Source organism: Kitasatospora sp. NPDC127121 (assembly GCF_042677305.1).
Classification (GTDB): domain Bacteria; phylum Actinomycetota; class Actinomycetes; order Streptomycetales; family Streptomycetaceae; genus Kitasatospora.
The window spans coordinates 198,124-220,176 of record NZ_JBHXTQ010000001.1 but is presented as its reverse complement, the minus strand read 5'-3'; the positions used below and the strand labels follow the sequence as shown (position 1 = coordinate 220,176).

Sequence of the window (22,053 nt, the reverse complement as noted above, 5' to 3'; positions counted from 1 at the left end):
CCTCGCTCGCTGGTACGAAAGGTCAGAGGGAGTAGCGGGTCTCGGCGATGCGGTAGAGGCGGCGCCAGAACAGCCGGTTGAGGGCGACGACGTACAGGCTCATCACCACGATGCCGACCAGGATCTTCGGGAAGTCCCCGGTGGCGGTGGCCTGGGTGATGTAGGAGCCGAGGCCGGTGGCGGTCAGCGTGTGGGAGCCGTAGGTCACGACCTCCGCGACGATGGAGGCGTTCCACGCTCCGCCGGCCGCCGTGATCCCGCCGGTGACGTAGGAGGGGAAGATCGCGGGCAGGATGAAGGTGCGCCACTTCAGTCTCCCGCCGACGTGGAAGGTGGTCATCGCCTCGCGCAGGTCGGTGGGGATGGCCGAGGCGCCGGCGATCACGTTGAACAGGATGTACCACTGCGCGCCCAGCGCCATCAGCAGAATCGCGCCGACGTTCAGCGAGATGCCCAGCGCGACGAACGCGGCGGTGGCGAACGGGAAGACGAAGTTCGCCGGGAAACTCGCCAGGACCTGCACCACGGGCTGGGCGAAGCGGGTCACCCGCGGGTTCATGCCGATCCACACGCCGATCGGCACCCACACCACCGTCGCGAACGCGATCAGGATGATGACCCGGCTGAAGGTCGCCGCTCCCAGGGCCAGCGCGTGTCCGAACTCCGCGAGCCCCACCGTGGATCTGACGTAGGCGAACGCCTTCCAGGCCCCGAAGAGCACCAGCACGCTGACCGCACCGGCGAAGAACACGTCCCCCGTCCGCTCGCGCGCCGCCGACCCGCCGATCGGGTGCTCGGCCAGCCCGAACGGCCGGCTCGCCCGGTCCAGCGCGCGGCCGATCGGCAGCAACGGGCGCCCGAGCCGTTCGGGGACGCTTGAGCGGCGCAACAGGTCAAGCATCAGACTGCGGGGGCGCTCGGTGGCTTCCGACTCCTCCACCCGGAACCGCTCCGACCAGGCGACCATGGGCCGCCAGAACAGCACGTTCACGCCCATCACCATGACCACCATCACGGCGATCGCGATGCCGACCTGGCCCAGGTCGCCGGCGGCGATGGCCGCCGCGGCGTATGACCCCATGCCGGGCAGCGCGTAGCGGTGGTTGAGGACGCTGATGGTCTCGGAGGCGGCGAGGAAGAACCAGGCGCCGCCGAAGCTCATCATGCCGTTCCACACCAGCGGGATCATCCCGGAGGGCACGTCGAGCTGCCAGAACCGCTGCCACTTCGTCAGCCGCATCACCCGCGCGGCCTCGTCCAGCTCCTTGGGCTGGGAGACGAGGGAGTAGTAGAAGGCGAAGGTCATGTTCCAGGCCATCGCGGTGAAGATCGCGAAGATCGAGGCGCACTCCAGGCCCAGGATCGAGCCGGGGAACAGGGCGATGAACGCGGTCACCGTCACCGACAGGAAGCCCAGCACCGGCACGGACTGCAGGATGTCCAGCACTGGCAGCAGCACTTTGTCCGCCCGCCGAAGCCGTGCCGCGGCGGTGGCGTACACGAAGGTGAACACCACCGACGCCACCAGCGCCGCGAACATCCGCACCAGCGAGCGCACCGCGTAGTACGGCAGGTTCGCCGGGTCCGTCGACACCGTGTCAGGAGCCGTACTGGGCAGGAACGGCGCGTTCAGCGACGGGGCGAGCCGCAGCAGACCGTACAGGAACGCGACCAGTGCCACGACCACCAGCACGTCCACCCACCGGAATGCCGGCCGCCGCCACACCCCTCGCGAGGGGAACCCGCCCGGACCCGCCACCTGGCCTCCCGTGTCACCGTCGGCTCGCTGCCTCGGCCAGGAAACCATGCCCGGGAAACTCCGGACGAGTCCCCGCCGAGCGACACGCGAACACTCACCGACAGAAGATCCAGAGCAGCCGAGGCGTTCCTCACCCGGCGCCCACGTCCTCCTCGCCGAGTTGCCCGCTGCTCTCCACCCGCCGGGCGGCCGGGTCGGCCGCAGCCGCGAGCATGGTACCGGTGATTTGTTAAACCGGGGAGTAGAGATCAAGGGCGTGGCCGGTGCCAACGGCGTCAATCAGGGCTTGGAGTTCGGGTGGTGGGGGTGCGTTGGTCCAGGCTCGCCAGCAGCGTCGGAGGGTGATCCAGGGGCCGAGCCAGTCGTTCGCAAGGCCGTTCGATTCCTCAAGGTCGAAGGCGCCCTGGTGCTCGCGCACGTCGACTTCGACTCGATCATGGTGGCCGGTCCACCGGCTGACCTGGACCGGCGGGTGTGGCACGCCTTCACCGACGATCGCCAACCGTGGATGGACCACGCGAACGGCCGCATCGGTCGCGCACTGCCTGGCCTGGCCGCGGCCGCCGGGCTGACCCTGCAGCGCACCGAGACACTCACGACCGCCTCGACGGTACTCACGGGCCACGCCGAACGTCGACTGGACGACATGCGCAGAGCACTGCTGGGCTCAGTTGCACGCGGCACGACGACGGTCACCGCAGCCGATGTGACGGACTGGCACGCGGCAGTGCAAGCCGCGGCCCGCAATGGGCGCTTCTTCTTCTCCGAGACGGTAGTGGTGACCGTGGGCCTGAACTCTTCCGGCCCACCGGCCAGCGGTGCCTAGTCCCGGCGGTCAGGCGCTCGCCAAGCACCAGGGCCGCGCGCGTCGGTGCCGGCAGTGCTCGGTATCTACCTGCGATGTGACAACTCACTTGGGACGTAGGTCGAGTGTGTATCGCAGCGCGGGAATGGTGAAGCCCGTGATGGGTCCCAAGACGTCCTTGTGAGTCCCGCCGCAGTCCGGTTGGATATCCGCTGTGAACGAGCGATTGCGCTCCGCACTCGCCCAGCGCGGTGTGCCCCCTGCGGCACTCGCGACGGTCTGCGAGGTGGACCCCAAGACTGTCACCCGTTGGTTAGGCGGTCGCGTACCCCATGCCCGTCACCGGTGGACCGTTGCACGCCACCTCCAGGTGGACGAGACCTTCCTCTGGCCGGAGCCCCGTTCCCGGGCCGCACAGGTCACCGGTCCCGGTGCCGGCCTCGTGGCCACCTACCCCGATCGTGCCAGCGTCCCGCGGGAGATGTGGCTCTCCCTGCTCCTCGAGGCAGATCAGGTCATCGATGTGCTGGTGTTCTCGGGGACGTTCTTCGCCCAGTCGAACCCGCGCATCGCCACGATGCTGGCGCAGCGCGCGGCGGCCGGGGTGACGGTCCGGCTGTGCTTCGGTGACCCGCAGGGCCGCGCGGTGGCGATCCGCGGACGTGAGGAGGGCATCGGCGACGCCCTCGCAGCGAAGATCGGCGCCTCGCTGACCTACTACCGGCCGCTGCTGGGCACGCCCGGCTGCGAGATCCGCCTGCACGACACCACGTTGTACAGCTCACTGTTCCGCTATGACGACGACCTGTTGGTCAACCCGCACGTTTGGGGTCAGCCGGCGTCCGCGAACCCGCTGCTGCACCTTCAGAAGGACGGCGGGCTGGGCTGGTTCGACCGCTACGCTTCGAGCTTCGACGCGGTCTGGGACTCCGCCCGGCCGTGGACCGACGACGCGCAGGGGAGCCAGTCTCATGGCGGGCAGGACTGAGTACTACGGCGATCCGGACGCACCGGCCGCGAACTCGTTGGTCCCTGCGAGCAACCTGCTCGTGCAGAACGAGGCCGGCGAGATCCTGCTGCAGCGCCGACGCGACACCGGACAGTGGGCGCTGCCCGGCGGGAAGCAGGACATCGGCGAGTCCGCCGCCGACTGCGCGGTGCGCGAGTGCGAGGAGGAGACCGGAATCAAGGCGGAGATCACCGGACTCCTCGGGGTCTACTCCAATCCGGAGCACATCGTCGTCTACAGCAGCAACGGTGAGGCTCGCCAGCAGTTCGAGGTGGCGTACATCGGCCGCCCGGTCGGTGGTACCCCGACGATCAACGATGAGGCCGACGGTGTGCGCTGGGTGCGGCCGGGCGACCTGGACGAGTACGACATCCACCCGAGCATGCGCCAGCAGATCGGCCACTACCTCAGCGGTCGATACCCCTACCTCGGCTGACTCGCCGCGGCGAGCCGATGTTCAGTGCGGGCCACCGCCGCCTCGATCTCGGGCTGTGCGCGCTGGATGAACCGTCCCACCAGCGTGCCGGCTCCATACCGGGCGAGGATCTCCGCTACCCGGTCCTGGGCGCCGGTCGGCGTTCCATCGGGGGTGGTGGTCATGTCGCAGAAGATCAGGGCGTCGACCAGCACCTGGTCAGCGAGCATCGGGAACTCGTGCTCCAGGGCCTGGCGGAGCCCGCGTTCCTCAGCTTCCAGCAGGGCGAGCGAGTGGTTGGCCACCAACCGCACGAGCCGCGCGTCTGCCCCGTGCTGGTCCCGCAGGAACCTTGCACCGTCCAGAGGGTGAAAGCCCGTCAGGGCCAGGTGAGGTGCGTAGCCGACATCGTGGAGCACAGCGGCGGCAACCAGCAGGCCATCATCCGGCCCGGCGACCGCGGCCAGTTGCTCGGCTCGCCGTGCAACCCCCTGGGAGTGCGACCACCGCCTCGGCAGAGTGTCCGCCAGCTCCTGCCCGGCGATCCGCCGCGCCCACTGGGGCAAGGTCTCCGTCACGGTGTCAGCCTCCCCGTCTGGCGCCTGGTCCATGGGTTGCTGCAAGAGGGCACGCACTGCCTGGGCCACCGCCGATAGCGGCGGCCCAGGCAGTGGCCTCTCCTGCGCGGCAAGCCCGGATGTGCTATCCCGGGCCTGCCGCCGGTACGACTACCTGGGTGCTGCTGGGGTCAAGGACTTGCAGCCGAGCCAGCGCTGCAGCACCGCCGGCACCGTCACGGTGCCGTCCGGCTGCTGGTGCTGTTCCAGCAGGGCCGGCACCAGGCGGCTGGTCGCCAGCCCGGAGCCGTTCAGGGTGTGCACGTAGGCGGCCTTTCCTGCCGCGGGGCGGTAGCGGATGTTGCCGCGCCGGGCCTGGTAGTCCCGGGCGTTCGATACCGAGCTCACCTCGACGTAGCCGTCGATGCTGGGCAACCAGACCTCGATGTCGAAGGTCTTGGCCATCGACGCGCTGGTGTCCTCGGCAGCCAGCCGGGTGATTCGGTGGTGAAGGCCGAGCGCCTCGACCAAGTCGGCTGCCTTGGTCAGGAGTTCCTCGTGGGCGGCATCAGAGTGGTCGGGGTGCGCGAACTGGAACATCTCGACCTTGTTGAACTGGTGGCCGCGAAGGGTTCCCCGGTCGGCGGCGCGGTAGCTGCCGGCCTCGCGCCGGTAGCAGGGCGAGTAGGCGACGTACTTGCGCGGAAGTTCGGCCTCCGCCAGGACCTCGTCGCGGTGCAGATTGACCAAGGCGGTCTCCGAAGTCGGCAGCAGGAACCGCTGCGGCCCGGCCGGACCCTGTTCGAGCGCGAAGACGTCCTCGGCGAACTTGGGGAACTGTCCCGCGGTGTAGCCAGCCTGATAGGTCAGCAGATGGGGCGGCAGGATCAGCTCGTAGCCGTCCTGAACGTGGGTCTCGATGAAGAAGTTGAGCAGCGCCCATTCGAGGAGCGCGCCGTTGCCGCGGTAGACCCAGTTGCCGGTGCCACCGAGCTTGACGCCGCGCTCGTAGTCGATCAGCCCGAGCCGGCGGGCCAGATCGACGTGGTTCTGCGGCTCGAAGTCGAAGTCCGGCCGGGCACCGTGCTCGCGGACGACCTGGTTCTGCCCTTTGCCGCCGGTCGGCACGTCCTCGTCGGGCAGGTTGGGCAGCTGGTCAAGGAACGCCTGGCGCTCGGCGGCCAGGGCGGTGAGCTGCTCTTCGAGTGCGGCAAGGCGGGTGCCGAGTTCGGTTGCCTCGGTGCGTTTGGCGACGGCGGCCGGGTCCGCCGGGTTGAGCCGCGCGATCTCGCGAGAGATCTGCTTGCGCTCGGCGCGTAGCGTCTCGACCTCGGTCGTGCCGTGTCGGTAGTTCTCGTCCAGGGCGAGGAAGGCGGTGAGGTCGATGTGAACGGCTCGCTTCGCCAGCGCGCGTTCGATGCGCTGAGGGTGCTCGCGGATCACGGTGATGTCCAGCATTTCGGGTCCCATCGATCAGTCGGAGTCCGACGTGATCCCTTGGGGGCGTGGGCGAGAAGGGAACTCGCGGTGCCACCACGCCTTCGCCGTCACCGAGATGACGGCCTCGACAGCTCGATGACGGGAGCGAACCGGCGGGGCATTGGGCCGAAGCCGACCGTTCCTCCCCGCACTCGGGAGGGGATTCACCACTGGACGCGAGGCTGCCTTCCCAGCTGCCAGCAGCTCTCTCGGCTCGCGTGCCCTGCGGCTACTTGTCTCCGTCAGCGCGTTGCCCAGAGGATAGAATGCCCGGGGCGCCGTGAGCAACGCAGAATCGCCGTCCAGATTCGGCCGATCACCCTGAGTGACGTCATGGCGATGGGTGCGGATCGCTGTCGTGCCAGCTCAGCAGCCCCCTGCCGCCGGTTCTCGTGAGGGCCGGCTGCCGAAGCTGATCAGCGCCGCTCGGCCAGCGCGATCAGCCCGCGCACCGCGTCCGAGACGTTCGGCAAGGCATTCGGCCAAGCCCAGACGAAGTCGTCGTGCTCGCTCAGGATGATGGGCTCGGTGCTTGGCGCGGTGGCGGTGAAGGCGTACTGCTGGCCTCGCTGCCCCTTGCGGTTGGTGTAGTCGACGGAGCCCAGGTAGCCGGTGATCGTCACCGTCAGACCGCACTCTTCCAGGGTCTCCCGCAGAGCGGCCTCCTCCACGCTCTCACCGGGTTCCACGCCTCCGGACGGAAGCTCGTACAGGCCCGCCATGCAGTCGCCCTGCTTCCGTCGAAGGAGCAGGATCCGGCCACGGTCGCGGATCAGGCACCCGGCGCCGAAGCGCTCGATGCCGTCACGAGCAGCATCCTCTACAGGGGCAAGGACGGACGGCGGGACGTTGCGGCACATGCGCTGCTCCTGAGGTCCGGACCGCTCAGGGTGAGCTGGGCCGATACGGGTGAGGGGCATTCTCGTGCCGTGGTCGGCCTGAGGCGGGGACCGCCGCAGGCCAACTGCCCGTCTACGGCGTGTCGCAGTGATCCGCCCAGCTGCCGGCAGCGTGGGCGGCCCGGACGCGGTAGTCGTACAGGGCGCCAGGCGGGTAGTGGTCGATGCGGCTGCTCCAGTAGGTCGCCAGGACCCGGGCGACGATCGTGACAGCCTCGCGCGGCGCCGCTTTGAAGGCCGGGACGGTCTGGACGAGTGCTTCGGCGCAGCGGGGGCTGTGCCCGGCCACGATGAAGTGCGGCACCATGAACGCGGCCACCAACCAGCCTGCCCCCAAGCGGCTGGAGCCCCAGTCGATCACGTGAACCTCGCTGTTGATGATCAGGTTGTCCGGTCGCGGGGAGCAGTGGAGCAGCGTGTCACCGGCAAGGATTTCCGCTGGCACCGCCCGGTAGGCACGGTGGTCGCCGATAGGAGCGGCACCGGCGAACGGGCTCGGGGTCAGGACGTCGATCAGCATGCTGATCTTCTCCAGGACCATCGGGATGTCCGATGAGCGCGGGCTCAGATCCGGGTGGCGCCCGTCGACGTGCTCGAAGACGAGTGCGAGCCAGCCGTCCACGGTGTCGGACCACAGCAACCGGGGTCCGAGGTCGGGTGGCAGGACGGAGTTGATTCCGGCCTCCAGCTGGTGGTCCTTCGAGAATGGGTGGCAGACGGCTATCGCTTTGAGGAAAACGCGTCGATGGGTCAGGGTCAGGGCGGCGCAGACGCCGGGGGTGTGGCCGCCTGGGCGCTCCTCGACGTGGAGGACGGGGCCGAACTCTCGTTCCACCGCTATGCGTAACGGGGCGGGGATGATGCCGCCGGGGTGGTTCACCGGGTGGTCTCCTCGATGACGTACGGGCCGGCCACGAGTGCGTCCAGGCCGCACCGCAGGAAGGTCGCGACCGCATCGCCCGGGGTGCAGACGATCGGCTCGTCCGCGCCGTTGAACGAGGTGTTCAGCACGACGGGCAGACCCGAGAGCTGGTGATAGGCGTCGGTGACGTTCCACAGCAAGGGGTTTGTCTCCCGGTGCACTGTCTGGACCCGGGCGGAGCCGTCCACGTGGACCACGGCTGGAAGGCGATCCCGCTGCTGCTGGCGCACCGTGCCGGTCGCCAGCATGTACGGGTAGAGAAGTGCGCCGGCCGACGGCAGGGCGAAGAAGTCGTCGGCGCGTTCTGCCAGTACAGCCGGCGCGAACGGGCGAAACGCCTCCCGCTGTTTGATCATGGCGTTGATCCGGGAAGCCGTCGTGGCGTGCTGAGGAGAGGCGAGGATGCTGCGGGCTCCCAGCGCCCGCGGTCCGAACTCCATGCGGCCCTGGAACCAGCCGATCACCTTCTCCGCCCTCAGCAGCCGGGCGGCTTCCCGATGCGGCTCGGCCGTGCGCCACACCCGGTACCGTCCGGCAGGGATGCCGCCCAGGGCCGAGCGGATGGTCTCCTCGTCGTAAGAGGGGCCGAGGAAGGCGTGTCGCAGCGGGCGCCGGACCGGGCTGACCGCGGTGGCCAGTGCCGCGCCGACGGAGGTGCCGGCGTCGCCGGCCGCAGGCTGGATGAAGATCCGGTCGAACCGGCCCGAGGCGATCACCGTGGCGTTGGCGACGCAGTTGAGCGCGACGCCGCCGGCCAGGCAGAGCGATCGTCGCGGCACGAGGCGCTGGGCGAAGGCGAGGTAGGAACCAACCAGCTGCTCCAGAAGGTGCTGGAGGGCGCGGGCGATGTCGCGGTGCCGATCGGTGATCTCGTCCTCGGTACGCCGGGGCGGCCCGAGGAGTTCGACCAGAGCCGGGCTGAACAGGTTGCGCTGGGCGCTGGGCCGACGGTGGTGGTCGAAGTAGCGCAGGTTCAGGTGCAGTCGGCCGGTGCGCGGGTCGAGCCAGGCGAGGCGCTGGATCTGGTCGAGGTACCGGGGGCCTCCGTAGGCTGCCAGGCCCATCACCTTGTACTCGTCGCTCTGCGGCCGGAAGCCGAGATACCGGGTCAGGGCGCTGTACAGGTATCCGAACGAGTGCGGGTAGACGATGTGATGGCGCCTCGTCATCCGGCCGTCGGTGCCGTCATGGATCGCAGCGGTCTCGTACTCGCCGCGGCCGTCGAGCGTGACGACCAGGGCGTCATCGAAGGGGGAGGTCAGGTAGGAGCTGGCGGCGTGCGCCCGGTGGTGCGGCACGGGTATGAGCGGCAGGTGGCCGGGTAAGAGGCCGCTGCGACGGACTACGTGAGGCAGCCGGCGGCGCGTGCGGTACTTGTCCAGGTCGGACAGCAGCGAGCCGATCGACGCCGGCGTGCCGTAGCGCAGGTTCGACGGTGCCAGGAGGAGGTGGAGCTTCGGGTCCACGAACAGCGCTGCCTGGTCGAGGTCCTGCGGGTGGGCGCCGGCCAGGTCCAGGCAGGCCCGGATCGCCTGCTCGGGGAACGCCTTCGTGTTCTTGATCCGATTCAGGCGCTCCTCTTCAACGGCGGCGACCACCGTCCCGTCGTGAACGATGGCCGCCGCCGCGTCGTGGGTACCGAAGTTCAGCCCCAGAGTCAGAGTCAACAGCGCCTGCCGATCCGCTCACGGCCTCCCATGCACGGGCGCTGGGTTCTGGGGGCGTAGATCACGCTGTCGGCCTGGACGTGGCTCTCGGGGGCCGTTCGTGGCGGGGCGAGGTCAATCACAGGACCGCCTCCTTGAGCCCGGTGCTGCCGGCGCGGGGACCGGAGTGCCTTGAGCGTTGCGAGTTCCGGACGGTGTCGATCACTTCGTTGACGTGCTCCGGTGAGGACATGGTGATGGCGATGGTCTCCACACGCGGATCACGTAGCACCCAGGCGAGAGGGCGGAGTCTGCCGCTGCCAGTGCGGGCGAGCGGGTCGATCAGCGCACCGCGGTTGAGCGGCGACATCCCGACGAAGCCGCGGCCCGCCTGCGAGATCTGGGCCAGATGGGAGACCGGCCAGGGTGAAGCGAGGTGGTACTGGGCAGCGACGGCCGTGATCGGCTCCTCCCGCAGGGCAGCGCGGACGGCCGCAGGGCCATGGCAGTAGGCGTAGACCGCGTCGATCCGGCCGGAGGCGAACGCCACCTGGGCGCCACACCGGTAGAACTCCCTCAACGCCGCCTGATCATTGAGCAGTCCGGTTCGCTCTGTGCGTTTGAGATCGACTTGCAGCACCACGGCGTCGATCCGGCCGATGCCCAGCTGGCCAGTGGACATCTCGATGGCCGTGTTGATGCGCGCTTCGAGATCCCCTCGCAGCGGGCACTCCGCCTTGACCAGGTGGCGCAGCCCGGCAACCGGGCCGACCTCGTCCAGCACCTCCCGCACCGCCCACTGCGTGCCGAGGTGCGGGTTGGAGTGGATTATGCGCACCCCGGCCCTCAGCGCGGTACGCAGCGCTTCCAGTCCGGGCCGGGAGTCCTTGCCAGGCAGCAGACGGCCGGCCACGAACGTCGAGGTACCGAAGCACAGGCGTTCCAGGTCCGTCACATCTCACCCCGTGCTTCCAGCGCCTCACGGGTCAAGATGGTGCGGAAGTGCGCGATCGACTTCTGCTCGCCGACGACCTTGTCGAACCGCAGCTCGCCCAGCTGGTCGCGGTAGTGCTTGCGGTTCGGGTTATCGATGTCGAACTGCTCGCTGTTGCGGTAGCCGGTCAGCCGCTTGAACGTCTCACGCTTCTCGTCCAGCGACATCCCCCACAGCACAGGAGGGTTCTTCTGGCTGATGCAGACCGTCGTCATCCCGTTCGGGCTGATCCGCAGCTTCCAGCAGCCGCCGCACGGATAGTCCCAGGAGAACATCGCGAGCACCGCGACCTTCACCCCGGTGTCGCCGATCTCGTAGTAGTTGTAGCTCGGGTTGTCGCCCTCGATCGACTCCCGCCGTACCGGGCGCAGTTCACCTGCTTTCGCGAGCGCTGCGAGGATTGCCGGCTCCTCCACGAACTGGTTCTTCCAGAATGCCTCGCCCTCGGCACCGAGCTGGGCGGGGTTGGAGGGGAAGAACTGGTTCAGCTTGATCGCGAGCTGGCCCGCCCCTCCGCTGTTGTTCAGCTCCCGGGCGTAGTCGATGAAGGCGGGCAGCTCGTGAAGGGTGTCGCGCATCGTCACGCACGAGATCTTCGTCAGGGTCGGCAGCAGCTCGACCGAACGCTCGATGCTGCGCAGGGTGTCACTGTGAAAGCCCCGGCGGGTGATCAGCAGATTGCGCTGCTCGTCCAGGGTGTCGATGCTGACGATCGCCCGGGTCAGGCCGGCGTCGACCGCCTCCTCGATGAAGTGGTGCAGGCGGTAGCCGTTGGTCGTGACGATCTGCTGGTCGTAGCCGATCTCCTTGCCGGCGCGCAGCAGATCCACGAAGTCGCGCCTCACGGTCGGCTCTCCACCGGTGTAGTGGACCCGCCGGAAGCCGATGTCGTAGCCGGCCTGCAGGACTTCGATCGCCTCCTTCAGCGAAGGCTGAACGATGACTCCCTGCTTCCCCTCCGGCAGGCAGTACTTGCAGCGGATATTGCAGCGGGACGTGATACCGAACCGGAGGTTCCATTTGCGCATACCGGGCGAGTACCGGTTGTCCATCACCTTCAGGGATGTCTGCCTGGCTTCGTGCTTCATGGGCACCTGCCTTTCAGGTGAATAGCGTCCAGGAAGAGAGCTACGCGGATTGAACCGATCCCAGAAGTGGGTGCTGTTTTCCAGACTCAGAGTCTCCTGCGCCGTCAGAACGGAGAATTCTCCCGATTCTGGCGGGTCTACCAGGTGCCTTCCAACCACGTTTCGGGACGCTCTGGGGACGTCCCGAAACGTATCCAGTGGGGGCTGCCTGGCGTCTCCCGCGCGGTGGCAGCGCGGAGCAGGATCGCGCCGCACTGCGAGTGACGGCGGGACCGGATCGGGGGTCTACCGAGGGAGGTGCATGCTGCTCGTCCCGCTATTGCTACGAGCCGCCAGGGCGCGATGACGTTAGGCCCAAAGGCCCAACTGCCGTATTCACGAAGACGGCGAGCTCGACACCGACATGGGCGAGGCTCTGGCCTCCGTGCCAGCGTTACGCGCGGTGGCTGGCTGTTTGCCGACGTACCGGCCTGCCGAGAAGAGCACGCTGCCAATCAGGGCGCTGGAGGGCGCGTGCCCCAGCGCCGGCAACGAAGCGCTTGCTCAAGCGTTGGCCAGCCACAGACCCTTGTACTGGATCTTGGGGTGCCGGTGGTCTCTTGTGGTGGTACCGGCCGGGGTGTAGCCACAGGACCGCAGCAGGTCTGCCGTTGTGACTTGGTGCCGTTCCTCGTTGTAGACGCCGATGATCAATCGGCCGCCCGGGGCGACGACATGGTCCAGCAGATGGGCTACGTACGCTCCACGCAGGTCTACCGGCACGTAGTCCACGCCGGTGCGGACGGCGTCGAAGCGATGCGGAGGCTTCCAGCCCATCGCGTTGGCGGTCCAGATCCGATGCGCCCACTGCGGGCAGCGGGATCGGGCGAGGTCGGCGAGGGCAGTGGAGATCTCCACTCCGTAGGGCTCGATGGTGATCCCTACCTCAGCCGCCCAGTCGGTCAGGCTCTCCATCAGGTGTCCGTTGGCGCACCCGACGTCGAGGAACGTCCCGCCGTGGAGCGGGAGAAGGTCGACGAGCAGGCCGCGGGCTTCTCGCCAGCGTTTCTCGTCGCCGCTGTGGCCGGACTGGGCCCGCGGATTGTCGCCGTTGAGGTAGGCCGGTTCGAGAACGTCCAGGACAGCCGCGTGCCACTCGGCGACCGTGATCTCGCCCGCCTGGTAGGCGTCGTCGATTGGCGCCAGATCGCGCCAGCCTCGCTCCTTCGCGCTCGCGATGTCCTCGGCGTCGTGACCGCCCGGAGGGCGCGCGATGGAGTCCATGCGCACTCCTTCCCTGTTCGCTAGCTTTGTTGCTGGTCCATGGTCTACCTGACGAGGCCGGGGTCCGTGCCCTGCGGCGGGGTAACCCCAGTCAGCTCGCATGCCCGGTCAGCGAGGAGAGGGGCAAGTTCTGGGTAGTACCCCCGATCGACAGCCTGGAGCATCTCCGCGAGAGCGATCAGCTGACCGACACGTCCGGCAGGAGTGTCGAGGATGTCGGCGAAGTCCGCGCGGACGCGGTCCGCGACCTCGGGCACGAGGAGGCTGCTGACCCACAGGACTGCGGGGTCGTAGCCGATCGGCACCAGGCCCCACCGTTCCCAGTCGAGGATCTTGAGCGGCCCGGTGGTCAGGTTGGCCCACTGGAGGTCACCGTGCCCGGTGGTCCGCTCGACTTCGGCCGGGGCCGGGATGCCGAGGTACTTCGGGAAGACCTGTTCGGCCCACGTCTGGCGCAGAGTGATCTTCGCGCTGAGTGCTTCCGCGATGCCGGCCAGCGCGTCCTTCAGCGCGCTCCACCAGCCGTCGTCCAGGCCAGGATCGTCGCGAAGATCCGGCGTGGAGGAGACCGCGGGACCTACCAGGTCAAAGACGTCAGCCTGGTAGAACCAGCCGGTCTCGGTCCAGTCCGCGGTGTTGTGGAGCCGGGGTCGCGGGACGGAGGCGGGGATGAGCTGTTCCGCACCGAGGGCTCCCTGACCGGTCGGTCGGGGCGCCCGGTAACGGCTGTTTCTGGAGACCCGAAGCCAGATACTCTCGGCTCGCCGGCCGATGGTGGTTCCGGAGGTGCCGAAGACCGCCGGTCCGGTGCACACGAGGCCGAGGAAGGCCGCCGCCTTTTCGTGCGCTGCCGTCAGGTTGTGTCGGGTGTCGTCATCCGGCTGAAAGGACATCGAGCACCGTCCTGAGTCGCTTGTCGGGGATCGGTTCGGCGAGAGCTGCCCAGGCATCGTCCCAGTGCTGACGGGTGCTGGTCGAGGTGAGGACGACGTCCAGCGCCGGGCACGCTCCGATGACCTGGAACGCGGCGGTGTATGGGGTCGATCCCGGCGCGATGAGGTTCACCAGTTCGGGTGTCATCAGGCCCGGTAGTTCACCGCCGTGCAGGGGCGCGGACGCGAACGTGGTGATTCCGGCGTCGCGCGCGTGGACGAGCGGCCCAGCACCGTCGAGGGCCAGGGCGAGAGGCTCGGCCATGACGAGGCTGACCGGCATTTGTACACCGGCCAGGTGGTGGTCCGTCGATCCGGCGGCCTCCCGCGCCAGTCCAGCCAGCTCGGCGACCGTGAACGCCTGCTCGGTGAAGCCGGACCAGGTGGCAATGCCGTAGCCCCCGATGCGGCCAACGTCCGCGAACTCTTCCAGCACCGCGAACGCGGCCCTGATATCGCGGTGCAGCTGGTTCCGGTCGTGGCTCGACCGCTCGGGATTGTGGACGAACACGACGTCGGCACGGCCGAGCACGGCGAGCGATTCCTCGGTCTGGGCGCGGACGTCCACGGGGGCGAGGCTGTGGCGGCCGCCCGGGTGGAAGCCGGTCTTCGTCGTCACCTTGGCGTGCGGGTGCTCGGCGAGGACGGGGGCGAGGTCACGGTGCGCCTGGCCGTGGGCGTAGTTGGGGGCGGTGTCGATCCATCGGGCTCCGGCCATGAGGGCAGTGCGCGCCGCGTCGCCGGCAGCGCGCACCCGGTAGGTCCCCAGGCCGAGAACGGGGCTCACCGGTCGGCCTTGACGACGGCGAGGACCTGGCCCTGGACCAGGGCGGTCAGGACGCCGGCCACGTCCTTGACCTCCAGGCCCGCGGCGTCGGCGAGTTCGGCGATGCTGGCGGTGTCCCCGGTCAGCAGGATCTGCAGGGCGGGGCTGGCGCGCTCGGCGAAGTCCCACGCGGTGCCGGCAGCGGACAGGGTGACGGTTCCGGCCTCCGGGTTGCTGGTGAGTTCGGCGCGCGGGGCGGTGAGTCGCACCGCGATCTCCCTGTCCGCAGAAAGGGTGTCCACGTATGGCAGGGACGGTGCCAGTCGGCCGAAGTGGGTGGTGCCGGTGGACCGTGCCCAGCGATCGATCAGGTTGGGGTCGGACAGTGCGGTGAGCACCGCGGTCCGCAGGCCGTTCTGGTAGGTGGCCTTCGCGTCCGCCTCGGCGTGGCGCGGGACGTCCATCCGCAGGACGGTGCTCTCGTGCAGCTCGTCCACCAACCACCCCACGAGGGCGGCACCGGTCTGGGCGACGAGCCCGAACGTGAGGTGCAGCGACTCCGTGCCCTGGTCGGCGGTGACGCTGTGCCACCAACCGCGAGGCAGGTAGAGGACGTCGCCCGGGTGGAGGACGAGGTCCGCGACGGGCTCGCCTTCGGGCTCCTCCGGTGAGTCCACGTCGCGGAAGGTGGGTGCTTGCCGGGTCGGCTCCCACAACCGCCAGCGCTTCGCCCCGTACTGCTGGACCACGACGACATCATGGTCGTCCCAGTGCCGGCCGAAGCCCTCCTGCTCGGTCCAGGAGGCGTAGGCGTTGGTCTGCACGGTTGTGCCGACGAAGCGTTCCAGGTCCTCGGCTGCGCTTCGGATCGGCGGGTGGATCTCGTCGATCGCGTCCACGACGAGGGAGGCACCTTCGGCGAGCCTGGCGTGCAGCTGGGCGGGGTGTAGCCGGTTCCAGGTCACCCCGCGTCGGTTGGTGGTCGGCGTCGAGTACCGGCTGACGGGGACGGTCTGGCCGTCCTGCGAGAGCCGCAGCCGGGGCGGCTCGATGCGGTGGGTGGCGAGGATGGTGTTCAGATCGTCCCAGGACAGGAGGGGAGCGGTGTCGGCTCCATCTGCGGGGAACACGGCGCAGGAGCGGTGGAGCGCCTGGGTGAGGAACTGGTCCCCACCCAGGCGCACCGCCCACGAGGCGGTCTCAGGCATCGTGGGCGTCCTGCTCAGGTGTCGTTCTGGTCGGATCGGCCGCCGGTGTTGTCGGACGGCACGTCGGCCCGGGAGCGGGCGGCTCGGATGTTGCGGACGGCGACCAGCAGGCCGCCCTCGTCGTCGTGAACGGCGGGCGTGGTGCTCTCCATGCCTTGTCCTTCCTTCCAGTGGTATCGCCGTGGTGTCCGGCGAGCTCTACGAAATCGCTGCGAACCGTCTTTGAACAGAGCAGAATTGCTGCATTGACGCTGCATCTGTGTGGCAAAGCGTCCGCTGGCCTGGCACCTTCTGGCGCAAGCGGGTTCCGGCATTCTTGGGGACGGGCGATGGGGGCACAGCGCGAGCGGTTCATCACGTTGCGCATGAGCGCGGGGTACACGCAGGAGTCCCTCGCGGTCGCGATGGGGGTCGACCGGACGACGGCCGGCCGGTGGGATCGCGGTCAGGCTGTGCCCCGTCCGTGGCAGATGCCGAAGCTCGCCGAGCTGTTAAAAGTTGACCAGCAGGAACTCTCCGAGGCCCTGCTGGACGCTCCTGGGCGGACCGGTCCAACCGGCAACATGGGGCCGGTGCAGGGTACTTCTCTGCCGGATGGAGCTGGCCGGCAAGCTGCGGCACTGGAAATGGAGGCGGCCGGTGCCGAGGAGACCAGGGCCGGCGTGGCGTCCATGGCCGTCATGGACGGCGGCGTCCGGGTCGGTTGCCGGACGGTCGACGGGAGGATCGTCTTCGTGAGCCTGCCGCGTCGGCCCCTGTTGCGGGCCGGCACCGCTGTCCTGGGCGTCACACCCTCCGAGAGATCCGCAGCACCCGGCCCCTGGGCCGTCCCGCCGGCGCTTTCCACTGAGATCCACCCGGTCGAGAACATGCGGTTGCTCCGCAGGTCGCTGGTCGAGTGCGACAACGTCCTGGGGCCTCGCGAGGTCGTCGCCACGGCCCAGGAGCACGTGCGCCTCATCCAGCATCTTCGCCGCGAGGCCTCCGGCCGAGACCGGCACGACCTTCTGCAAGTGCAGGCCGAGTACGCCGAGTTCTGCAGCTGGCTCTACCAGGACAGCGGCGATCACCGTGCCGCCCAGTACTGGGCGGACCGCGCCGTCGACTGGGCGAGCGCCTCCGGCGAGCAGGAGCTGACCGCCTACATCATGGCGCGGAAGTCCCAGCTCGCCGGCGACATGCAGGACTCCATCGAGGCGATCGACCTCGCCGCCGCGGCCCAGCGCTTGGCCGGCGCGGGAACTCGGTTGAACGCCATGGGGGCGGTGTACGCGGCCCACGGACACGCGCTGCTCGGCGACGAGAGGACAGCCCAGCGCGCCTTCGACCAAGCTCTCGTGCTGCTCGCCAAGCCGCCAGAGGCACCGTTCGGCCGAGGCCGGTGACTCAACGAGGCCTACGTGGAGGCCCAGCGCGCCCGGTCGTTGTCGTCCCTGGGGCGCCACCGTGAGGCGGCATCCGGCTTCGAGAAGGCGATATCGGCGGAAACACCCTGCGCAGCGACAACCCCCGCCTGCTGGTCAACAGCGACAAGCGCCGCGCCGACCGGATCGCGGCCGGCAAGCCCGAGTACCCCCTCAAGGTCACCATCTCCGCCAGCGGCGACCTCAGCCGGGACCTCAAGTTCTGGTACTTCGGCGGCAAGAAGGTCGTCTACACCACCGATGCCGCCGCACCGCGCTTCCTCCACCCGGCGGACTACCCCGGTGGAAGCAGCCGACGGATGGGACTTCTGGAAGCTCGGACGATCGGCGACGTCGTGCTGCTGCGGTACGCCCCCAAGCCTGCGTCCAACTGATCGTCGGGTGCGTCACGCCCGTCGTTGAGCTCCCGTACGGGAGAGCCACCGTCGTTGGCCTCGAAGGCTTCCTCGGCCACTGCCGGGTACGGTGGCTCTCCAGACGGGCGGATAGCCTACGAGCAGCCTGCAGCGCAGCTGAGAGGACCTCGACTGTATGACCGACGGCATCGGGCTCCCGCCCGAGTGGGTGGCCCGGAAAGTTGTGGCGTACGACGAGCTCCGGTCGGCGTCGGGCTCATTGTGGTGGTTGCAGTCGGATCCTGATCACGGTGGATGCCGACGAGTCATGCGCGCCGACCGGTCAGGCACGGCCGTCGCGGTGACGTCCCCCGACTTCTCAGTCGGAGGCCAGCTCCATGCCTACGGTGGCGGCGCCTTCGCGGTGACATCGGGGGGCGTGTGGTTCGTCGGTGACGACGGTTCCCTCCTTCGGCAAGCGGCTGGCCGCGTGCCCGAGCGGATCGACTCTGTCGTTGGGTCCGTGCAGTACGGAGAGCTCGCTCCGGCACCGGGCGGTGGTCTGCTCGCGGTTCGCGGGGACGACACCGTGGACGAGATCATCTCTGTGTCCCGGGCCGGGCACACCCGGGTCCTGGTTCGCTCCCGCGGGTTCCTCGGCTCTCCTCAGCTGGCGGCAGGCACCCTGGCGTACGTGGAGTGGCAGCGTGACCAGATGCCGTGGGACAGCACTCGCCTCGTGCTGGCCGACATCCGATCGGACATCGTCGGGCCGAGCCGCGTTGTGGCAGGCGGCCTCGGGGAGTCGGCGGTGCAGCCGTCCTGGGGACCGGACGGTCTGCTGTACTTCATCTCGGACCGGACAGGGTGGTGGAACCTGTACCGACTACGCGACGGCGTGGTGGAGCCGGTCGCGCCGATCGACGCGGACTGCGCGCCGGCGCCCTGGGAAGGCGGCTACCAGTCGTACGGATTCGCCGCCGACGGCACCATCGTGCTGACGGTGATGAACGGATTCACCACCGAGCTGCTCGCCGTCGACGCCGATGGCGGTCGGCGACAAGTCGGCTCGAATCTCACGTCCGTGAAGCCGTACGTCACCGTCGATGGCGGTCTCCTGGCCGTGGTCGGCTCCACTGCGAGCAGCCCGCCGGCCATCTGGTCAGTCGACCTGGCAGCGCGGACGGACGCCCAGGCCTTCCCGGTGGGCAAGGCTTCCGAGTTCCCTGTGCCCTGGACGCCGATTCCGCCCTCGGTCGAGACCATCGCGGGTCCGGGTGGGCCGGTACGCTTCCTGCTGCACCTGCCGCCCGGAGACACGCTGCCGGGGCCTCTCCTCGTGCGGGCCCATCCCGGTCCGACGGACGACGTCCCCCTCCGGCTGGACTGGGTCACTCAGTACTTCGTCAGCCACGGCTTCACCGTCGCCGAAGTTCTCTACCGCGGCAGTACGGGTCAGGGACGCGCCTTCCGGCAGTCGCTGCATGCCCACTGGGGCACCTACGACGTCGACGACTGCGCGGCCGTCGCAGAACATCTCCTGACGCTCGGCCAGGCGACCCCCGGAGAGGTGTTCATCAGCGGGGCGAGCGCGGGCGGGTACACGGCGCTCCAGGCAGCGTGCCGTCCGGGACCGTTCGTTGCCGCGACGGCCATCTCGGCGATCATCGACCCCGCTCTGTGGGAGCTGTCTGTTCCGGCGTTTCAACGTCCGCACGCAGCTGCGCTGCGAGGGCCGGCCGGCGCGGTGAAGCCCGAGTGGGTCCGCTGCCCTGTGCTGGTGATCCACGGCTCCGCCGACACGATCACGTCTGCGGAGGAGGCCATGCACTTCGCCGAGGAGCTGGCCGGCCGAGGCGGTGAGCATGACAGCCTGCTGTTGGAAGGCGGCGACCACTACCTGTCGGCGCCCTTGGCACGGGAGCAGGCACTCCGCGCCGAACTCGACTTCTACCGAGGCATCATGAGCCGCCTGCCAGCGTGACCGCCAGCTTGTCGGCGTCCGGCAGTACGGCCCGGGCGAACTCACGCAGTTCCCGGACCGCAACGTAGTCGGCATGTGTCTGCAGGTCGGCCAGGATGCTGGCCACCCGCTCGACGCATCGTCCCGATCCTGTCCGGGCAGCGTAGACGACGGCATCGCGGCCGACCGCGCACGCCTGGTCGACGTCCCCGCTGCGCAGCCAGGTCGCGGCGAGCAGAGCAGCATCGATCGCGCGCCGACGGACCTTGTCCTTGCCGACGCCTCCGAGGGCGTCGGCAAGCTGGATCCTGGCGTCCGGCGCACGGCCGAGGTCGTGGAGGCAGTGGGCGGCCTCGTCCGCGAGGTAGGCGTGGGTGAAGTAACGGATCCAGGTGGGTTCGTCTTCCATGCTGGCTGCTTCGAGGAGCTTCTCGGCTTCGAGGATCAGCCGGGTCGCCTCGCTCTCCCTGAGCATTCTGGCGCTCGCTCGGGCGACGACAGCCGTGATGGCCGCGCGCGTGGCCGGGCTCGCGGCGGTACCGGCTGCGGCGCGGGCGGAGGAGGCCCACCGCAGGGCGGTCTCCGGAGTCCCGCGGTGCAGGGCGAGGTGCCCGAGGTTCACGGCCACGAGGTAGGCACCGTACGCCTGATCGCCGGTTGCCGTCGTCAGGGCCAAGGCGCGCTGGTAGTACTCCAGGGCCCTGTCGGGGTTGCCGATGTCGACGGCCTGGTACCCGGCAAGCTCGCAGAACCCGACGGTGAGCTGGGCACGTTGACGCGCGACCTGTTCGTCGACGGCAGGCCGGCGCAGAAGGCCTTCGAGTTCGGTGTCGATGTAGGAGCTGACCTGCTGCCAGTGCTGACGGGCCCCGTGCGTGTGGTCGAGCTGGCGGAACATGCCGAGCATGCCCTCCGCGACAACGACGTCCTCTTCCGTGACCCGCAGCGACAGAGCGGGAGCTGGAGCTTTCGAGTTGACGGATGCCCAGTCGCCGATCAGGGCGTCTACCGTGGCGAGCCGCGGTCCCACGTCGCCGAGCTCGGAGGCGGCTCCTTTCCAGGTGGTTCCTGGTCCTGGCAGCGAAAGCGCGGCCGCCGCGGACTCGCCGCGCTCTACCTCTGCTCCCGATCGGGGAGCGCAATCAGCATCCGGGTTCCCGAAGACTGCGGAGCGCAACTCGTCCTGGGAGGCCTTCAGGAGTCTGGCGAGCCTCGGCATCTGCCATGGGCGCGGTGTTGCCTTGCCGTTCTCCCACCGGTGGATTGTCGTCCGGTCCACATCCATCGCCGTCGCCAGCTGTTCCTGGGTGTAGCCGGCGGCCCTGCGCAACACGGCGAGCCGTCCCCATCGCGTCATTGCGCTCCCTCAGAGAATTTTGGCCGCTGACTTCGCAGGTCATGGGCAGATTTTCAACATCAACGCCGCACGGTGCAACAAGTCTGCACTGTCACAGGGGCTTTGGCTGGTGGTTCCGTATGACCCGCCCAGATTCGGCAGCACCGGTCGGACCCGAGCATCGCACAGGATCCGGCGGCTCGACGGTTGCCTACTCTCCCGCCCATGTTTCGGGTGCGATCGGCATCGCCTCCAGAAAGGACCCGGCCGTGGACACAGCCTTCACCCTTGATCCAGGTCGGTTCGTCCAGCACCCTGGCGGCCACGACGGCGAGCTTCGTGGGGCTGTGGAGGAGTTGCAGCAGGGGCGCTGGATGGCTGCCCGCGCGGTGCTGGCGCAGTCGTGGGGCGACTGGCCGGTGTGGACGACTCGTACCCAGGTCCTCGCCGCTGTCGCGTCGCGTACGGATGTCCTCAACCACTGGCGAGCCGAGGCCGCGGGCAGCGTCGGCCTGGTGACTCTCCTGGCGCGGGCGGCGGTGGACCGGGCTCTCATGGCAAGTGCTCAGCCGACGGATCCCCGGACGGTTGCCCGGCTGGAGCACTCGGCCCGGGAGCTGTGCTGGGACGCGGCGGCCACGCTCGCCGACGACCCGGTGCCGTGGATCTGCCTGCTCGCCCTGGCGCAGTTGGACCTCAGCCAGGCCCGTCCCGAGCATCGGGTGCCGGCACCCGACCAGATGCTCCCGCCCGGACCGTGGGGGCTTCTCGCCCAGGCCCAACGGGCTGACCCCTGGAACCGGGAGGCGTTCCACCGGATGCTCCGAGTCTGGCTCGCCCGCGGTAGCGCCGGCACGGCGAGCGAGTTCCTGGCGGCGTTCCTTCCCGGCGCGCCGGCGGGTTCGCCCTTGCACGCCCTTCCGCTGTACGTGTTCGTCGACCAGTATCGGCGGGCGCCGCGCGGGGATGCGGTCGAGCTGCAGTGGACGAAGAACGAGCGAGTCCGTGCCGCAGTGCTTCGGGCGTACGAGAACTGGCGGGCGGCGCCCGGCGAGCAGGGCCGGTGGCCGGTAGTGGACGAGAGCCACCTGGCGCACGCGCTCTGGGCGGCCCGTCGTCCCGTCAATGCTGCCGAGGTGTTCGCGGTGATGTCGCCCTTCGTCTCGTCCCAGCCGTGGGTGAGCGTCGGCGATCGGCCGGACGACCTCTTCCGGCAGGCCCTTGCCCAGTCGTGCGCCGCCAGCCGCTGACCT

The 22,053-nt window shown here is 69.1% G+C and carries 20 protein-coding genes and 1 pseudogene; 7 read left to right on the top strand and 14 right to left on the bottom strand.

Annotation, left to right across the window (positions count from 1 at the left end):
• Positions 1-22: 22 nt before the first annotated feature.
• A complete protein-coding gene (locus ACFVHI_RS00935; RefSeq protein ID WP_380334386.1) occupies positions 23-1,699 on the bottom strand; it encodes an ABC transporter permease in 1,677 nt (558 codons plus the stop codon).
• Between the two features lie 466 nt (positions 1,700-2,165).
• Between ACFVHI_RS00935 and ACFVHI_RS00930 the strand changes: the two genes are divergently transcribed.
• From ACFVHI_RS00930 to ACFVHI_RS00920, 3 genes are all read left to right on the top strand, one after another.
• The gene (locus tag ACFVHI_RS00930) at positions 2,166-2,585 is read left to right on the top strand and encodes a hypothetical protein (protein ID WP_380334384.1); all 420 of its coding nucleotides are present in this window, start codon (positions 2,166-2,168) and stop codon (positions 2,583-2,585) included.
• 193 nt (positions 2,586-2,778) lie between these two features.
• Positions 2,779-3,552: an XRE family transcriptional regulator gene (locus ACFVHI_RS00925; RefSeq protein WP_380334381.1), complete on the top strand. Its 774-nt coding sequence runs from the start codon at positions 2,779-2,781 to the stop codon at positions 3,550-3,552.
• Complete coding sequence (locus ACFVHI_RS00920) at positions 3,536-4,009, top strand: NUDIX hydrolase (protein ID WP_380334378.1); 474 nt, start codon at positions 3,536-3,538, stop codon at positions 4,007-4,009. The genes ACFVHI_RS00925 and ACFVHI_RS00920 overlap by 17 nt, the downstream gene beginning before the upstream one ends.
• On the opposite strand, the gene ACFVHI_RS00915 is transcribed toward ACFVHI_RS00920, so the two are convergent.
• From ACFVHI_RS00915 to ACFVHI_RS00860, 12 genes are all read right to left on the bottom strand, one after another.
• On the bottom strand, positions 3,997-4,566 hold the full coding sequence (locus tag ACFVHI_RS00915) for an HD domain-containing protein (protein ID WP_380334376.1): 570 nt from the start codon (positions 4,564-4,566) through the stop codon (positions 3,997-3,999). The two genes, ACFVHI_RS00920 and ACFVHI_RS00915, sit on opposite strands and share 13 nt — an antisense overlap.
• A gap of 150 nt (positions 4,567-4,716) precedes the next feature.
• Entirely contained in the window at positions 4,717-6,015 is a 1,299-nt protein-coding gene (gene serS, locus ACFVHI_RS00910) for a serine--tRNA ligase (protein ID WP_380334374.1), read from the bottom strand.
• A gap of 425 nt (positions 6,016-6,440) precedes the next feature.
• Positions 6,441-6,884, bottom strand: coding sequence for an NUDIX hydrolase (locus ACFVHI_RS00905; protein ID WP_380334372.1), 444 nt, complete (start codon positions 6,882-6,884; stop codon positions 6,441-6,443).
• 112 nt (positions 6,885-6,996) lie between these two features.
• Positions 6,997-7,803: a hypothetical protein gene (locus ACFVHI_RS00900; RefSeq protein WP_380334370.1), complete on the bottom strand. Its 807-nt coding sequence runs from the start codon at positions 7,801-7,803 to the stop codon at positions 6,997-6,999.
• Positions 7,800-9,512, bottom strand: coding sequence for a carbamoyltransferase (locus ACFVHI_RS00895; RefSeq protein ID WP_380334367.1), 1,713 nt, complete (start codon positions 9,510-9,512; stop codon positions 7,800-7,802). The genes ACFVHI_RS00900 and ACFVHI_RS00895 overlap by 4 nt, the downstream gene beginning before the upstream one ends.
• Before the next feature lie 118 nt (positions 9,513-9,630).
• Positions 9,631-10,446, bottom strand: a complete 816-nt coding sequence (locus tag ACFVHI_RS00890) for a hypothetical protein (RefSeq protein ID WP_380334364.1) — start codon at positions 10,444-10,446, stop codon at positions 9,631-9,633.
• The gene (locus ACFVHI_RS00885) at positions 10,443-11,573 is read right to left on the bottom strand and encodes a radical SAM protein (protein WP_380334361.1); all 1,131 of its coding nucleotides are present in this window, start codon (positions 11,571-11,573) and stop codon (positions 10,443-10,445) included. The genes ACFVHI_RS00890 and ACFVHI_RS00885 overlap by 4 nt, the downstream gene beginning before the upstream one ends.
• Before the next feature lie 543 nt (positions 11,574-12,116).
• Positions 12,117-12,836 (bottom strand): class I SAM-dependent methyltransferase, encoded by a 720-nt coding sequence (locus ACFVHI_RS00880; RefSeq protein ID WP_380334359.1) that lies wholly within the window; start codon positions 12,834-12,836, stop codon positions 12,117-12,119.
• A gap of 44 nt (positions 12,837-12,880) precedes the next feature.
• A complete protein-coding gene (locus ACFVHI_RS00875; RefSeq protein ID WP_380334357.1) occupies positions 12,881-13,729 on the bottom strand; it encodes a hypothetical protein in 849 nt (282 codons plus the stop codon).
• Entirely contained in the window at positions 13,710-14,522 is an 813-nt protein-coding gene (locus ACFVHI_RS00870) for an aldo/keto reductase (RefSeq protein ID WP_380334354.1), read from the bottom strand. The genes ACFVHI_RS00875 and ACFVHI_RS00870 overlap by 20 nt, the downstream gene beginning before the upstream one ends.
• A gap of 29 nt (positions 14,523-14,551) precedes the next feature.
• Positions 14,552-15,742, bottom strand: a complete 1,191-nt coding sequence (locus tag ACFVHI_RS00865; protein ID WP_380334351.1) for a cupin domain-containing protein — start codon at positions 15,740-15,742, stop codon at positions 14,552-14,554.
• Between the two features lie 14 nt (positions 15,743-15,756).
• The gene (locus ACFVHI_RS00860; protein ID WP_167745851.1) at positions 15,757-15,894 is read right to left on the bottom strand and encodes a hypothetical protein; all 138 of its coding nucleotides are present in this window, start codon (positions 15,892-15,894) and stop codon (positions 15,757-15,759) included.
• Positions 15,895-15,987: 93 nt separating this feature from the next.
• On the opposite strand from ACFVHI_RS00860, the gene ACFVHI_RS00855 reads away from it, so the two are divergent.
• From ACFVHI_RS00855 to ACFVHI_RS00845, 3 genes and pseudogenes are all read left to right on the top strand, one after another.
• Complete coding sequence (locus ACFVHI_RS00855; RefSeq protein WP_380334347.1) at positions 15,988-17,127, top strand: helix-turn-helix transcriptional regulator; 1,140 nt, start codon at positions 15,988-15,990, stop codon at positions 17,125-17,127.
• Positions 17,128-17,219: 92 nt separating this feature from the next.
• Positions 17,220-17,522: pseudogene (locus tag ACFVHI_RS00850) on the top strand (hypothetical protein); the annotation flags it as partial.
• Positions 17,523-18,090: 568 nt separating this feature from the next.
• Complete coding sequence (locus ACFVHI_RS00845; RefSeq protein WP_380334344.1) at positions 18,091-19,485, top strand: prolyl oligopeptidase family serine peptidase; 1,395 nt, start codon at positions 18,091-18,093, stop codon at positions 19,483-19,485.
• Here the strand turns inward: ACFVHI_RS00845 and ACFVHI_RS00840 are convergent.
• Positions 19,463-20,821, bottom strand: coding sequence for a helix-turn-helix transcriptional regulator (locus ACFVHI_RS00840; protein ID WP_380334341.1), 1,359 nt, complete (start codon positions 20,819-20,821; stop codon positions 19,463-19,465). The genes ACFVHI_RS00845 and ACFVHI_RS00840 overlap by 23 nt on opposite strands.
• Before the next feature lie 248 nt (positions 20,822-21,069).
• Between ACFVHI_RS00840 and ACFVHI_RS00835 the strand changes: the two genes are divergently transcribed.
• Positions 21,070-22,050 (top strand): hypothetical protein, encoded by a 981-nt coding sequence (locus tag ACFVHI_RS00835; protein WP_380334338.1) that lies wholly within the window; start codon positions 21,070-21,072, stop codon positions 22,048-22,050.
• Positions 22,051-22,053: the final 3 nt, after the last annotated feature.